This window comes from Parabacteroides sp. (assembly GCF_977054455.1).
Genome location: NZ_CDRTCT010000012.1, coordinates 112,820 through 128,348 on the forward strand (window position 1 = coordinate 112,820; position 15,529 = coordinate 128,348).

Consider the following 15,529-nt stretch of genomic DNA (forward strand, 5'->3'; position numbering starts at 1 on the left):
GAATGCAGAGACAAATTTATTTGGCTCTGTCCTTTAGCGTGCACCCCGGACATCCGTGGCAAGGATCGTTCGCTTTGGGGGAATGTGCCAGGAATTTATATATTTTTCTTCCGATGTAGAAAATGACGATAAGGCCGATGATGGAAACTGCTATTTCTTGCCACATGATTAAAATAGATTTATGAAGAAATGACCTGTTTGGTAGACCACGCATGAGACGATCCACGCAAGTACACAGGTGTAAATAATGACGAATATCCCCCATTTCCAGGAACCGGATTCGTGGACAATGGCCGATATCGTAGCGATACAAGGGAAATAGATCAGGACAAAGAGCATGAAGCTCAGTGCGATCAAAGGGGTAAAGACCGGTTCCCCTTCGGCGTTCTTATCCTGCTTCAACCGTTCGGTCAGGACCTGGCTGTCATCCGACTCTCCCGTGTATAAGACGCTCAGCGTGCTGACGACGACTTCTTTGGCCGCCATGCCCGTCAACAGGCTGACACTCATCTTCCAGTCGAAACCCAGTGGATGGAGTGCCGGTTGTATGGCCTGGCCGATGCGGCCGATATAGGATGCCTGCTGATGATCCATCGATTTCAGGCGTTCCAGCTCGGCGATAGTTTCCGCTTTGTCTTCCGGGGTTGTATCGGACTGTTCCACTTCGGCGATCTGTTTGTCGAAAGCATCGCCGTTTTCCGAGTGGCGGGGGAAATATCCCAAGAACCAGATGATGATGGAAGCAACCAGGATGACCCCCCCCATCTTGTGCAGGTATTGCTTGGCTTTTTCCCACATGTGAATCATGATCGACTTTCCTGTCGGCATGCGGTAGGGGGGAAGTTCCATCACGAAAGGCACATCTTCGTCATTGAAGAGGAAGCGCTTGAACAGGCGTGCCATCAGGACGGCAAGCAGGATGCCCGAAGCATAGAGGATCAGCATGACCGTTCCGGCCGTCTGCGGGAAGAATGCGCCTGTCAGCAGGACATACACCGGAAGCCGGGCGCTGCAACTCATCAACGGGTTTACCAGCATGGTGATCATCCGGCTGTTGCGGCTTTCGATCGTGCGGGATGCCATGATGGCCGGCACGTTGCAACCGAAGCCCATCACAAGCGGGATAAACGATTTGCCGTGCAGCCCCATCTTATGCATGATCTTGTCCATGATGAAAGCGGCGCGCGCCATGTAGCCGGAATCTTCCATAAAAGAAATGAAGGCATACAGTATCAATATGTTGGGCAGGAATACGATAACGCCTCCCACGCCTCCTATAATGCCATCGACCAGCAAATCCTTCAACGGGCCTTCGCTCATGTTTCCACGTACGAACTCTCCGATCCAGCCTACAAACGATTCGATCCATTCCATCGGGTATTCTCCCAGGCGGAAAGTGGCTTCGAACATGATCCACATGAAAAGGATGAAGATCGGGAACCCCAACACTTTATGGGTTACGAACAGATCGATGATCTGGGTGCTCGTCGCTTCTTTTATTTTGTTTTGCTCGTAGGTCTCACGCAGTGCGCCGGAAATAAAACCGTAACGGGCATTGGTGAAGGCTGTCTCACAATCTTCTTTCAGAAGGGTTTCTATTTGAGCGACATTGCGGTCGCGTTCCTGAAGGACAGCTTGGGAACCGGGCATTGACTTTACGAACGATTCCACTTCCGGATCCCCTTCGAGCAACTTGATGGCAAGGTAGCGCTTGGAAAGGCTTTTGGGGACGTTCCCGTTCAGTTTCAAAGCATGCCTTACCGGATAAATGGCCTTCTCCAGTACATCGCCATAGTTGATATGGATATGACGGAGCACGGGATCTTCTTCTTCGTAGACCTTTATGACGCGGTTGAAAAGTTCTTCGATACCGAATCCGGTCTTACTGATGGTTGGGACGATCGGCGTACCGATCATCCTTGATAGCGAGTTATGGTCGAACTTATTTCCGTGCCGTTCCAGTTCGTCGTACATGTTGAGGGCGATTACCATGCGCACGTCCATGTCGATCAGCTGGCAGGTCAGGTATAGGTTGCGTTCCAGGTTGGAAGCGTCGACAACATTGATCACGACATCCGGCTGTTCTTCATTCAGATGCTTGCGGACGTAGAGCTCTTCAGGCGTGTAGGCCGATAGGGAATAGGTCCCCGGCAGGTCTACGATCTTGAAGGTGTATCCGTTCTGATGGAATGTCCCGGCTTTGGCGTCGACGGTCACGCCGCTGTAGTTGCCGACATGCTCGTGTGCGCCGGAGGCGAAATTGAATAAAGATGTCTTACCGCAATTGGGGTTTCCGACCAATGCGACATTGATGGTCTTGCCTTTGTGCATCGCCATGGCCTGCAAGCTCTTGCCGGATGTTTGGATGTAGGAGTCGACCGGGCGGTTTTCCGGTTGCCCGGTTCCGGCTTCTGCGAATTCGGCCGCACTGACGACTTCTATCATTTGCGCGTCGTTTCGTCTCAGCGAAACGTCATACCCCATTACACGATAGTGTATAGGGTCTTTAAGCGGTGCGTTCTGGATGACGTCGACCTCTTTCCCTCTGATAAATCCCATTTCGATAATGCGCTTGCGGAAGGCTCCGCGTCCCATTACCTTTACTATAACCCCTTTTTCTCCTGTGCGAAGTTCTGATAGTCTCATCTTTTTTTAATCTTGTGCAAAGGTAGCATGAAATGGCAATATGGTCAATACCGTATTGTAGGTATTTTTTGTTAGTTTTGCTGCCGTAAAAGCTTTATATACGACTATGCGGAACAAGGTTATATTATGTTTGGGGTCTAATACGGATTGCGAGGCGAATCTGAAGTCGGCGGATGAGCTGTTGCTCGCCTATTTCGGTTCGGTCCGGTTCTCCGAAGCGGCTTACACGAAGCCGGTAGGTTTGCCCGGTTCCGGCTTGTTCCTCAACCAGGTGGCCATCGCCGGTACGGATGTTCCGCTGGAAGGGGTGAGACAGGCTTTGAAAGGAATGGAAAAAAAATTGGGACGTATGCCGGACAGCAAACGAAAAGGGGAAATTCCGATCGATATAGACCTGCTTCTTTGGAATGGAACGATCCTGAAACCTGCCGATTGGGAAAAGGAGTATGTGCAATTACTCTTCCGTTCTGTTGCGGATGGATGCCATGATGATGAAAGGAGCGATGCGTATTCCCCAAGTGTCGGTGTGTATGATCAGTTTATTCATGATTCTGGCACACAGTCTCTTTAGCTTGTTTTTCCCGAAAGGGTTGTAGAACCCCAATTGTATAAGGAACAATCCGTCTTTCTTATCTGACAGATGGAGACAATATTCCTTTAGAGGGAGGATGCGTTCCATATAATTGCCGGTTTCCGGGTCGCAGGTATTGTGCTCGTCCTGATAGCCGGTTAACGTTGCAGCAGCTGTCCCGCTGTAGTTGTCCGATTTGATAAAATACCGGATATCCTCGTAGTTCATTCCGCGGGTGATGGCTGCATATTCATGGGCTTTGCTTTCCTCCATTTCCGGATAGGTCCGTTTGATGAACTCCAGTCTTTTGGTATAATAGTTCGGAGTGACGGCATTCCCTTTTTCATAGGCATCCATTTCTTTCCTGAGTTTTCTGCATTTCCAGAAATTCATAGGGTTGGAGCCGGTCATGAAGACCAAACCTAAATTTTCATTGAGCGAGGAGATGTCGGCGAAGAAATGTCGGAGGTTGTAAATATGTTCGATCACATCGAGCCCGACGACAAAGTGCGGCTTTACATGATTCTCTCGGCACCATGCGACCAGTTCGGGCGAATCGCCGCAAATGATCACGTCCGGCCCGGTTCCGAATGCTTTACTTACCTCTTCTACTGTCTTTACGGAGTCGGGATTCCGGTCGATGTAAATGACCTTGCGGACTCCGAACATTTTCATCAAAATGCTGAAAAAACCGCAGCCGCCTCCATAATCTACCATGATAAACTCTTCTTCTTTCAATAGCGAGATCGATTTCACGGCGACCCGAACAAGAGCGTATATGTTTATGTAGTAGCAATTAGCTGATTTTAGGCCGGCTATATATTTTTTGTTATAGTCGCTGATCGGTAGTTGATCGAAATCGGTCTCTATTATTTTCTGTTCAAAATCCGTTAGGATTTTCAATGTATTATCTGTCTCCATAAATAAGATTGTTTAGGTGTTCGCCTTGATATTGATTGGAATAAGTCGGATAAAGGAAGTCGCGGCGCTGTTCGATCAGCTCCGGGGTCGTATCGGTATGCATCAATTCCCGACAAATACGGATCATTTCGTCCGGAGTGTCGGCGATATGGCAGAGCTGCTCCAGTCCGCTGCCTGCTGTCATCAGCCGGTTGACCACTGTATGACGTCCGGCAAACAGGCTGTTCAGCAGTTTAAGTTTCAATCCGGTCGCTTGGAAAGTGATCAGGAGATGTATTTGTGCATCGCGTATCAACTTGTTCATCAGCTCTTCCGGCGGATTGGCTTCGATATGGACATTCGGATAGGGAGCTGCCGCTTTCAACAAAGAAGCTGGCGGGTTCATGCCGGCAATGATGCAACGGCAATTTAGTTTGCTGAACACGTTCCGGATGAGGAAGAGGGCCGCTTGCGTATTCTCGATCACGGATAGTTTGCCATGATAGAGGATGAAATCGGAAGAACCCGGTTTCACCGTGATCCGGTCGTTGGTGTGGAAGCAAGGCATGAACTCGACCGGCTTGTCGGGAAACTGTCGTCGGAGGTAGTCGGCATCGGTTGCCGACACGGCGATAATCAAGTCCGCATGTTTCAGTATTTTCTGATAATGCTTGAATCGCCAAGCCTCTATCCGGAAGAAATTTTTCCTGATCGGATGGCTTTCCGCCTGTGCCAGGTGACAATAATAGTCATGTTCGATATTCGCTTCCCGGTAGATCTTTTTCCGGTTTTGCAGTCGCCGATCGTTTATGTAATAGCAGCAATGGAGCCCTTCGAACAGGATCGGGTAATCGTTCTTCAGCAGATTGGCAATCAGTTCAGGATGCTTGCGGCTGTAAACGTTATAAGGCAGCAGGGTCATATTGCTACGCAGCCCCGTGTGCCGTTTGTAATAAAATACCTTTTCGCAGACGGCTTCCAGTTCGGGCGAATGCGCACGCTCGTATTCGAAACAGTGTAAAATGATCTTTACACCGCAGTGGTGCAGAGCCTTCATCTTATAATATACATCGATGATCCCCCCGTAGTTGGCAGGCCAGGGGATATTGAAAGCTATGATGTTCAGGTGCCTTTCCATATCTGTCATTTGCTGTTTAGCCGTGTAAAGATACGCATAAATTGTTCAGCTTGTTTTTTTCGGGAGAAACGTTCCACGGCTTTTTTGTCCGTATCTACGTGCGTATATCCGTTAGCCTGCCAGAACCGGTAATGGTGCAGGATAAAACGATAGACCTCTTCGGCCGTCCGGGCTGCCAGCCCTGAACGGGTTTCCCGGATGGTGGCTTCGAGGCAACTTTCGTCACTCCTTACGCAGAGCAACGGTTTTTCGACAGCCATCGATTCGAAAAGCTTCGTCGTCATAAATCCTTTGGGCCCGTCGGAGGCAAAGGTATTGGCGAGTTGCAGCAGGATGGAACTGCGGTTCAGCACGCCGGGGATCTCGGAGGCGGGAACATACCCGAGAAAATCCATATACCGGGCGACCGGGTAAGCGGCGGCGGCCTGCATGATGATCGCTTTTGATCCGGCGTCGACATACCATTGGATGCGGAACCTGTCCGGATCGATGAGCTTTTCACGATCCAACCGGCCGACGGCCTCGAATAGCAACCGGGGGTCACGTGTCGCCAGGCTGATCAAACGTCCGGTATAGGTGATGACGAATTGGGAGGTCCGGTGCTGTTCCGGATAGAAGAGTTCCGGATCGTAGCCGTTGTAAACCAACTCCGTGTCGGGATTGTATGCTTTGAGTTTTTCCACGTGCCAGGGGGAAATGGTCGTGACCCGGTCTGCCTTTCTCAGCGCGTCGTTTCTGTCCTGTAACAGCCTACGACGGAATGCCGCCGTGATCTTCCTGTCCAGCCAGGGAAAGGTGCGGAAGCTGTGGGCGATATATTCGTTGGAGGCATATTGCTCGACTATATCCCGCAAGTCGATCACTAACGGCAGATGATGTTTCTCCGCTACGTACCGGGCGGCCGGCAGGGGAAACGCCCGGTATGAACTGCACAGGATTCCGTCGTAACTTCCTTCTTCCAGCAGGCCAGAGGCGGCTTTTGCCATCTTCTTGTCTTTATAATGGAAAAAGTAGTCGAGTATGAATACGCATATCCACTCTAACTTCTGTCTGATTTTCCCTTTGCCACGAAAGAAGTTCACATACGTGACAGGCGTTTCTCCCTTCAGGAAAGAAAAAGTGTCATCATCGATTTGCTCGGTGACAACGACAGGTTCCCATCCGGCCCGCTTCATATATTTGCATAAATAGCCCATTCGCGGTCCGAATGCAGGAGGAAACATATCACATAATATCAGTATCTTCATGATTTTATCAGTTCTTCAATGAGGGCGGCGAATAGTTTTCGTTGCCAGTCGACAGAGACATTCGGTTTGATCCGGGTGGTGACGGAGTCGTTATGCCAGAGCAACACCAGTTCGCCGTTGGCACGCGCCACCTGTTTGGCAAGTTGCATCGAGCAGGCAAGCGCATCCGCATAGCCGAGATTCATATAAACCGGTTCGTTCAGGCTGCATTCCATAATTGTCAGCGGGTGGAGGAGAAGTGGCGAGATGCGTTTGTTCTCCGGATTAATCCAATGGACCGGACGGGAAGTGCCGAGGCGAAAACCGGCAACGTCCGGATAGCCCATCGTGAAATCGTCCGTAATTCCTGCTTTTTCCAGCCATGCCATATCTTCCGGTTCGCGTGAGGCCAGATAATGATGCCGGTTGTAAATGACGGATTTTCCGGTTTGTCTCTCCAGCAATTCTTTTTCCGTTGAGATGAGTGCCGGAGTCTTGCCGGCATCGTAACTGGCATGCAGCCCGATCCCTGCATTTTCGGTTTTAAAAAGGAGCAATAGCTCTTGTAAATCTTTCGAATACAGTTTATAGTGAGGTTTGTCGTAAACGGATGAACCGCCTGACTTGATAAAGAACAGGGATTCGCAACGGTCTTTTCCGATAGCCGCCTTTAATTCGTTTTGTTGTTTTAGGAGCCAGGGGAATGTGTAGAACGGATCTTCCTGTAACGGACCGTGAAACATCTTCCAGGCTTGTTTCAGTCCTGTGCCTTTCACCGTTTCCCGTATCAGGTTGCGGAAAGTCCGGCAAAAGAAAGGTGCATCCACATCGTGCGTCAGCCATACTTTTTGTATGCGTGGGGCCGGTTCGACGGCCGACTGTACACGTGCCTGGCGTAACCAACGGCGCAACAACCTGCCGTATTCGTCGACTACCGGACGATGGATGAATCCGGCTTTAAAGGGCAGGGACTCTTTTCCGGGGAAGCGGCCGTGGATGTCCCGTATGTTCCGTTTCCGTATTTCTTCATATCGCGTGAGCAGGAAATAGGCGCTGGCGATGATGTCGGCATGCACCACCCAAATATCGCCTTTCCATTCTGTTTTGGAAGAACCGAAAAGCAGTGGTACGCCTTCTATCTCTTCCAGTGGCAGTTTGGGCATGGACCCGGCTGTCCCGTAAACTTCATCCCGAAAGAAAGGGGAGGGGATGATGACTACGCGATAGCGGGAGAATTCGTTCGGGTCCGATGTGTAACCGACAAGGCTGCTCAGCGCACCGGCTTTTTCTCCTCCTATCAGGAATTTGATGATATAAGAAATAACGGCTTTCATACTGTCTTACAGCTTTACAGGAACAGGCGGACCACCTCGAATGCTTCTGCATAAGGACAGCCGGCTTGTACGCCGCGTGTTTTTGCCAGCGAAAAGATGAACTCTTCGGATAGGTAGTCGCGTGCTCCTTGTGATTCGTATGCTTTTAATGCTTCGACTTTGGCCTGGATGTGCTCCCTGTTTAGTTCGACGAAGCATTGCGTGTTAAATGTCAGATTGTTCCAAATCAACTCGTAGCCCAGCAATGTCGTGTTCTTGAAAGCGCGTAGGCCTTCTTGGGCGATCGTCGTATGGTCCTGGTGAATGTCGTGCAGGCTTGGAATGAAGACGAGGTCAAAACTGTTTGCTTTTTTTAGGCGGATCAGTTCTTCCAATATCTCCTGCCGGACATATCCGAGTTTGCGGACTTCGTAATTGTAGATGATGAGGTTTTCAGGCGATATCCCCAATTGGGCGGTTGCTTTTCTGACTTCCGTCTTCAAAATATCTTTCGGAAAACCTTCGGGCACGGACTGCTGGGCGGTCGAAAAAGCGACATAGGTCACCTTCTTTCCCAATTCGATCAGTTTGCTTATGGTCCCCCCCAGTCCCAATTCCCCGTCGTCCGTATGGGGAGCCAAAACCAGTATATCATTATAGCTGTTCAGTATCATAAATTATCTATCTGTTTATTATCCTTCCTATTTTTAAACAGGCCCTATTTAATAAACTTAATTTTCCTTTGGTTATTGTGAAGAAGGGGGTTTGAATTGCACCGAATTCACGGAAAAAACGTTCGACTCCCGGAATCATAGAACCTTCGAAGTCGAATACGTTTGTGAATAGTGAAACGTAACGGATACATTCCCACAATATTAGGCTATGTGCTCCCGACTCCCGAAGAGCCGGATCTCCTCCACCGGCCAGATACCAGGCGGAACTTTCTTGCCAGACGACAAAAGCGGCAGCATGCAAACGTCCTTGTTCGTCATAACCGCCCCATAAATCTCCCTGCTCCCGTTTGCGGCAGATGTCGATCAGCCGGGTCAGTATTTCCGTATCTTCTTTATTTATGACCTGCTGACGCTCGAACGTTTGTACCTGTACCTGTAAGAATTCTTCGATGGAAATGCCTTTTTTTACCGTGATACGGTATTTGTCTCTGGCTTTTATGATATTCCGGCGGGTGTTGGAACTCATATTTTCCAGCATTGCTTCCGTGTTCCGGATATCCTTCAGCAGATAGGTGTAGCGCGTTGTCTGCCGGTAACCTTCCCAGTAAAAAGGAAGCCAGTCTGTGATTTCGTAATGGAAATTTTGCAGGAAATGCGGATAGGGTTCGAGCGCGTTGAGCAGTTGCTTGCATAAAGTTTGCCGGCGACCTAATGCTTTGGTGTATTTGGTATCTTCGGATTCCGGTGCGAACCACGGCCCCATCGTCTGTGTGTAAGGGGGCATCGAGACGATTCCCTGCCGGGGGATATAAAGAGGCATTGCAGCCCTGATCCTCTCTTTCTCTTCAACCAGCAAGACTTCCCATTTGTCTTTGCCACAAACCGTATCGAGCCACCAGTCACGTGAGAAGATGGGAATACTGGTTTCTGTCTTACAAAGCAAATGGTATTTGTCTTTCATGTCGATGGATGATTGATTTAAGTTCTGCCGGCAAATGTCGATCGATCGTCATTTACCGGCAAAAGGATAACTTCCCGCTTTTGTGTTCCGGCTGCGGTTTACTCTTTAGACGAACTTTTCTTTGCCGGGAGATTGCCGTCTTTTAGAGATTCGAATATAAGAGTGGATAGCTCGTCCGCCAATTCGGGATTGTCGGCAACACATTGTTTGGCGGCATCGCGTCCTTGCCCTAACTTCGTATCGTTGTAGCTATACCATGATCCGCTTTTTTTGATGATGTTCAGGTCGGTCGCCAGATCGATGATTTCACCGGCTTTGGAGATGCCTTCACCGAACATGATGTCGAACTCTGCTTTGCGGAAAGGAGGAGCGACCTTGTTCTTGACTACTTTAACGCGCACTTGGTTGCCCTTGATATCGTCGCCGTCTTTCAGTTTGCCGATGCTGCGGATATCCAGGCGGACAGAAGCGTAGAACTTCAACGCATTACCGCCGGTGGTCGTTTCGGGATTGCCGAACATCACACCGATCTTGTCACGCAATTGGTTGATGAATATGCAAGTCGTGTTGGTCTTATTGATCGCAGCCGTCAACTTACGAAGCGCCTGAGACATTAACCGTGCCTGCAATCCCATCTTGCTTTCACCCATGTCGCCTTCGATTTCCGCTTTCGGGGTCAGGGCGGCAACCGAGTCGATTACGATGATATCCACGGCAGACGAACGGATCAGCTGTTCGGCGATTTCCAGCGCCTGTTCGCCGTTATCCGGTTGGGAAATCCACAGGTTTTCGACGTCTACTCCCAATTTCTCTGCATAGAAACGGTCGAAAGCATGTTCCGCATCGATAAATGCCGCAATGCCACCGCTTTTTTGTGCCTCGGCAATCGCGTGGATCGCAAGGGTTGTCTTACCGGATGATTCCGGCCCGTAGATTTCGATCACACGGCCTTTGGGATAACCTCCCACGCCTAACGCAGCGTTGAGGGCGATGGAGCCTGTCGGGATCACTTCGATATTTTCGACACTTTCGTCGCCCAATTTCATGATCGAACCTTTTCCGTAGTTCTTCTCGATCTTGTCCATTGCTGCGCGAAGCGCTTTCAATTTGTCTGCGTTTACAGCCGGTTTCTCGGCTGCAGGCTGCTTGCCTTCTTCGAATAAATCTTCTTTTGCCATTTCCTTTTATAGATTAAGGATTTGATTTGCATGGTCTTTAGTCTTCACCTCTTTCGGGCCGATGATGTTGGCAACGATGCCGTTTTCATCTATGATAAAGGTGGTACGGAGAGTCCCCATGTATGAACGTCCGTACAATTTCTTTTCTGCCCAAACCCCGAACTGCTGTTGCAGGGCCGTATCCGTATCAGCGATGAGGCTGAAGGGGAGTTCCTGTTTTGCGATAAATGCCTGATGAGACTTGGCACTGTCTTTGCTGACACCCACTACTTCGTAGCCGGCAGCTTGCAATTCCTTGTAGCCATCCCGCAGGCTGCACGCTTCCGCCGTACAACCGCTGGTATTGTCTTTCGGATAGAAATAGAGCGCCAGCTTTTTCCCTTTGAAATCGCTCAGCTTTATCTCTTTCCCGTTCTGGTCGAGGCCCAGAACTTCGGGAGCTTTATCTCCTATTTGTATTGCCATATGTTTATTTTACTTGATGTTATAATTCATTTTACGTGTCACGTCTGCTTTCTTACTGTTTTTCGGTCCGAATACCTTGCCTAACAGTTTCATGCCCATGTGATGGGCGGCGGCATACGATTCGAATGTCTCTGTCCGGTAGTCGAAATCATCCTGCCAGCATTCCTGGGGAGAGACGTAACAATATGTGACCTTCTCGATACTGTTGTCATCCGCCCCGTTTTCCTTTAGTACGATGATGTTCCGCTTGTCGGGAGCCAGGCAGGTGATATGCCTGCGGCGGCATTCTTCGATCAGCGGGACCAGCACGGCGTCATACCTCGCATGGATATTGGTCAGATCGAAATCCCGGTATTCGCTTTCTCCGATCTTCTGTATCGGGCGGAGTTGCAGGATATCCAGTTCGTCTCCGACGACTTCCCATATCCGGTTTAGTTCTTCGAGGTTGTCGTTGTTGATCGTATAATTGATGCGTAACTTGAACTGCGGATGCTGTTTCTTCACTTCTGCGACGTTGGAGAGCAGCTTGCGGAACAAGTCGAATTTGCCGTTCGTCATCAGATACTCGTATGTCTCGCGTGTAAAACCATGTGCCGAGAGTGTCAACTCGTCCAACCCGTTTTCTACGGCAGCGGCTAACTGCTCTTTCGTCAGCAGGTTCCCGTTTGTCGTGAGCGAAACGTAAGGGACGCCGTATCGTTTGCCCAGTGCGATGATCTTTACCAGGTCCTTATGCAAAGTCGGTTCCGCTCCGCAACCGACCTGAAGTTTCAAGGCGCGGTGGAACAGGCTTCCGGCAATGGCTTCTATCTCTTCATATCTCAAGGTACCCCGCAGGCTTTTCCTTTTTTCCTCGTCGCTGAAATAACACATCTTGCAGCGGAAGTTACAGGCCAGTACCGGATCAATAAAAATACCGATATACCGTTTGCCTAACACATGAAACAGCCAGAGGCCCAATAATTTGAGCCTTCTGCTTCTGATTTGCGTGCCAAGACGTAGTATGTTGTAGATATTACGAGCCATTCAGTTAATTGATAATTGTCAGTTGTCAATTCTCAATTGTCCATTGTTTACAGTTCCAGATCTATATTGAACAGTTCGTGCCAGGGCAGGCCTTGTTCGTTCAGCTCCTTCATGAACGGATCGGGATCGAACTCTTCCACGTTCCAAACCCCCGGCTTTTTCCAAACGCCCTGCATGAACAGTTTGGCTCCGATCATGGCCGGAACGCCGGTCGTGTAGCTTACGCCTTGCGCTCCCGTTTCCAGGTAAGCGGCATGGTGGCTACAGTTATTATAAACATAGTAGGTCATTTCCTTGCCATCCTTGATGCCGCGGATACGGCAACCGATGGAGGTTTCGCCTGTATAGTTTTCACCCAGATCGCCCGGATTAGGCAGCACGGCTTTCAAGAACTGGATCGGAACGATTTCCTGTCCGTTATACATGATCGGATCGATGCGGGACATACCGATGTTCTGGATCACGCGCAGGTGAGTCAGATATTCCTGTCCGAAAGTCATCCAGAAACGGGCGCGTTTGATGGTCGGGAAGTTTTTGGTCAGGCTTTCCAACTCTTCGTGGTACATCAGGTAAGATTCTCTCGGGCCGACATTCGGATAGTTCAGCGGTTTGTGTACGGACAGGGGGGCTGTCTCCTTCCATTCCCCGTCTTCGAAATATTTGCCCCGTTGGGTAATCTCGCGGATATTGATTTCCGGGTTGAAGTTTGTGGCAAATGCTTTGTGATGGTCTCCGGCGTTGCAGTCTACGATATCCAGATATTGTATTTCATCGAAATGATGTTTGGCTGCGTATGCCGTATATACACCCGTTACGCCCGGATCGAACCCGCACCCTAAGATAGCGGTCAGGCCGGCCTCCTCGAAACGTTTTTTGTATGCCCATTGCCAGCTGTATTGGTATTTAGCTTCGTCCAGCGGTTCGTAATTGGCCGTGTCGAGATAGTTGACACCGTATGCCAGGCAGGCATCCATGATATGGAGATCCTGATAGGGCAAAGCCAGGTTTACTACTAAGTCCGGTTTGAAGGAGTTGAACAAGCGGATGAGCTCTTCCACGTTGTCTGCATCGACCTGTGCTGTTTGTACCTTTACATTCTTGATATCGGCGGCGATCCGGTCGCACTTGCTTTTCGTGCGGCTGGCAACCATGATATCGGTAAAGACATCGGCGTTCATCGCGATCTTCTTAACAGCGACGCAACTAACGCCCCCTGCACCAATCACTAATACTCTTCCCATTTACTAATCGAATTAATCTTGTTTATATATACAGTTTACAAGGTTTTAAACCTAACGACAAATATACAATGAATCTTTGGATAATCGGGCAACACCGGGGTAAAACCTTTCTTCCTTTTTTTTCAGAGGCAATAGCGCGTTGAGCAAACAGATGGCTAAATCGGGATGCTTCCGGTCGGTGTACAAATGGCGTTATGCTTTTGCCGGTTCATAACTATGAGGCGGCGAAACCATAAGGAATAAGATGCTGACCTGCTTATTTTTAAGCTAAACTTTGCTTTTCTTTACGCCTGTTCCCGATTTTTACATGATAAAACATAACTCAAAAGTTTTAATTATACATTTAAATGATACACATTAGATTACTTTTTTGCGTTATCGGCAAAATTGTGCACTTATGTCTTCTGCTTTGCCCCCATGCGATGAAGGGCATGGCATGCTTTTTCTTTTAACATTTTGCCTTTAGAAGAACAGCTAAAACGGTAAACTACTACACCGATGATCGAGCCTAAACCCAGGCCACGCTCCGATGAATGGAAGTCCGTCTTTTGTCGTGCTGAAGGTTCCGCACCAGGTCATTTCTGTCTTGAAAGGAACGGAGGGTAGTAACTTATGGAATTTTCTTTCAAGCTTTTCGGTTTTTTCCCGGAGCAGTTCATCCCTTGCTTCGGGATCGTTGAAATCTTCGTCTTCTCCTTCTATTATAATTCGGTTGCCGCTGGTCCTTACATAGATGTAAGGTTCTGCCGTTTCTCAGATGGGACAGCGTTCGGGCCATAGATATTTATTGTCGATAGGGTGCGAGATAAGTGCGTAAGTCGAGGTCAGTTTCATTACTTTTTCGGGCAAGAATTGTCCGGCTTCGAACCCGGCGGCGACAATTACATATTTGCATCGGATGGTTCGGCCATCCTTTGTTTTCAGTCGGCAACCTTCAGGTGCTTCTTCACAAGACGTGACTTCCGTATGGGTGAATATTTGTAAGTGATCATTCTTAACAGGAACTCTTCAGGCAGTTCCCAGGTATTATTTTAAGCAAATTTCGTTAGAGGAGGGGCTGTCGCAATCTTCCGTGAAATGTATATTGGTGGATGACGACCGTTTTTGTCTTTTGACCGACAATTATTTGTTCGTGTATGACCATCGGAAACGCCAATTCGAACCTTTGACGGAAAACATGTTGCCGAATTTCCTGGTACCTCGTTTTCTCGCGGGCGACTCGTGTTATATCGGTACTTCAGCCGGACTTTACGTCCTGGACTTTCCGAGCGAAGAGCTACGTCCGGTCTTTTTGCCCGGTGAGGGGATCGGGACGATAACAGCGATAAAGCAAGGAAAGGACAAACGTTTTTGGCTGGGTACGACTTCTGGCTTATATGTCTATGATCGTGCTCTGCAAAAATTGGATACAGTCGAAACGAAGCGTTTTATCGAAGTCATGTCTCTTGCTTTCGATAATCGCGATCAATTTTATTTTTGATGGTTGTGACGGTAGCCGCATGGATAATCCGGTCGGTGATGAAACGAAAGGAGCAAGAACTCGCTTGGACGATGAAAGAGCATGAACGCAAATTTTATGAAGAAAAGGTCCGTTTTATGGTCAATATCAGTCATGAACTTCGTACGTCGTTAACTTTGATCTACGCTCCGCTCAAACGTTTGCTGAAATCCGGAAAAGTAACGGATGATTTTGCGCAAGAATTTGAGGCACGTGGTATTCGTTTGGAATATAAGTTGGATGTTTCGGTGGAGAAGATTCCTTTCGATGCGGCCAAATGTCGTGTCGTGTTGTCCAATTTGTTGATTAATGCGATGAAGTTCAGCGAACCGAATACTTTGTTGGTCATTAGTACGGAACGTATGGAGACGAATGTGCGTATTTCTCTTGCCGACCAGGGGATCGGGCTGGCTCATGTGGATATGGATCGCCTTTTCTCCCGTTTTTACCAGGGTGACCACGACCGTAAGGGAAGTGGGATCGGTTTGGCATATGCCCGTAAACTTGTGGAACTTGTTATATTCACCGTTCGAAGATTTGTTTCTACCCGTACTTTTCTATGCTTCAATTATCAAAATGACACTACCTACCGGGTAAATCGGATTAATATACCGGGTAAAATAAAAGGGTCTTGTTCACTTTTGCTGCCTTATACACAAATCATCATTCTTTTGAGTAGTTCTATGCTTCCT

At 48.8% G+C, this 15,529-nt stretch carries 13 protein-coding genes and 2 pseudogenes; 3 read left to right on the top strand and 12 right to left on the bottom strand.

The window, feature by feature from the left end; translation table 11 throughout:
• Positions 1-168 precede the first annotated feature (168 nt).
• A complete protein-coding gene (gene feoB / locus ACW6QF_RS07905) occupies positions 169-2,646 on the bottom strand; it encodes a ferrous iron transport protein B (protein WP_456087397.1) in 2,478 nt (825 codons plus the stop codon).
• Between the two features lie 106 nt (positions 2,647-2,752).
• On the opposite strand from feoB, the gene ACW6QF_RS07910 reads away from it, so the two are divergent.
• Positions 2,753-3,217, top strand: a complete 465-nt coding sequence (locus ACW6QF_RS07910) for a 2-amino-4-hydroxy-6-hydroxymethyldihydropteridine diphosphokinase (protein WP_456087398.1) — start codon at positions 2,753-2,755, stop codon at positions 3,215-3,217.
• Here the strand turns inward: ACW6QF_RS07910 and ACW6QF_RS07915 are convergent.
• The 11 genes and pseudogenes from ACW6QF_RS07915 to ACW6QF_RS07965 form a co-directional block, all read right to left on the bottom strand.
• On the bottom strand, positions 3,101-4,138 hold the full coding sequence (locus tag ACW6QF_RS07915; protein WP_456087399.1) for a hypothetical protein: 1,038 nt from the start codon (positions 4,136-4,138) through the stop codon (positions 3,101-3,103). The two genes, ACW6QF_RS07910 and ACW6QF_RS07915, sit on opposite strands and share 117 nt — an antisense overlap.
• A complete protein-coding gene (locus ACW6QF_RS07920; protein ID WP_456087400.1) occupies positions 4,125-5,255 on the bottom strand; it encodes a glycosyltransferase family 1 protein in 1,131 nt (376 codons plus the stop codon). Before ACW6QF_RS07920 ends, ACW6QF_RS07915 begins: the two co-directional genes overlap by 14 nt.
• A 5-nt stretch (positions 5,256-5,260) precedes the next feature.
• Positions 5,261-6,502: a glycosyltransferase gene (locus tag ACW6QF_RS07925; protein WP_456087401.1), complete on the bottom strand. Its 1,242-nt coding sequence runs from the start codon at positions 6,500-6,502 to the stop codon at positions 5,261-5,263.
• Positions 6,499-7,815 (bottom strand): polysaccharide deacetylase family protein, encoded by a 1,317-nt coding sequence (locus tag ACW6QF_RS07930; protein WP_456087402.1) that lies wholly within the window; start codon positions 7,813-7,815, stop codon positions 6,499-6,501. The genes ACW6QF_RS07925 and ACW6QF_RS07930 overlap by 4 nt, the downstream gene beginning before the upstream one ends.
• Before the next feature lie 14 nt (positions 7,816-7,829).
• Positions 7,830-8,468, bottom strand: coding sequence for a PIG-L deacetylase family protein (locus ACW6QF_RS07935; RefSeq protein WP_456087403.1), 639 nt, complete (start codon positions 8,466-8,468; stop codon positions 7,830-7,832).
• Between the two features lie 7 nt (positions 8,469-8,475).
• A complete protein-coding gene (locus tag ACW6QF_RS07940; RefSeq protein ID WP_456087411.1) occupies positions 8,476-9,435 on the bottom strand; it encodes a GNAT family N-acetyltransferase in 960 nt (319 codons plus the stop codon).
• A gap of 92 nt (positions 9,436-9,527) precedes the next feature.
• The gene (recA, locus tag ACW6QF_RS07945; protein ID WP_456087404.1) at positions 9,528-10,607 is read right to left on the bottom strand and encodes a recombinase RecA; all 1,080 of its coding nucleotides are present in this window, start codon (positions 10,605-10,607) and stop codon (positions 9,528-9,530) included.
• A 6-nt stretch (positions 10,608-10,613) separates the two neighbouring features.
• Positions 10,614-11,072: a thioredoxin-dependent thiol peroxidase gene (gene bcp, locus ACW6QF_RS07950; RefSeq protein ID WP_456087405.1), complete on the bottom strand. Its 459-nt coding sequence runs from the start codon at positions 11,070-11,072 to the stop codon at positions 10,614-10,616.
• Between the two features lie 9 nt (positions 11,073-11,081).
• Positions 11,082-12,098, bottom strand: coding sequence for a radical SAM protein (locus tag ACW6QF_RS07955; RefSeq protein WP_456087406.1), 1,017 nt, complete (start codon positions 12,096-12,098; stop codon positions 11,082-11,084).
• Positions 12,099-12,145: 47 nt separating this feature from the next.
• Positions 12,146-13,339 (bottom strand): saccharopine dehydrogenase family protein, encoded by a 1,194-nt coding sequence (locus ACW6QF_RS07960; protein ID WP_456087407.1) that lies wholly within the window; start codon positions 13,337-13,339, stop codon positions 12,146-12,148.
• Between the two features lie 474 nt (positions 13,340-13,813).
• Positions 13,814-14,338: pseudogene (locus tag ACW6QF_RS07965) on the bottom strand (NAD(P)/FAD-dependent oxidoreductase); the annotation flags it as partial.
• 73 nt (positions 14,339-14,411) lie between these two features.
• On the opposite strand from ACW6QF_RS07965, the gene ACW6QF_RS07970 reads away from it, so the two are divergent.
• Positions 14,412-14,819, top strand: a complete 408-nt coding sequence (locus ACW6QF_RS07970; RefSeq protein WP_456087408.1) for a hypothetical protein — start codon at positions 14,412-14,414, stop codon at positions 14,817-14,819.
• Positions 14,820-14,878: 59 nt separating this feature from the next.
• Positions 14,879-15,352 (top strand): annotated as a pseudogene (locus tag ACW6QF_RS07975) (sensor histidine kinase); the annotation flags it as partial.
• Between the last annotated feature and the right edge of the window lie 177 nt (positions 15,353-15,529).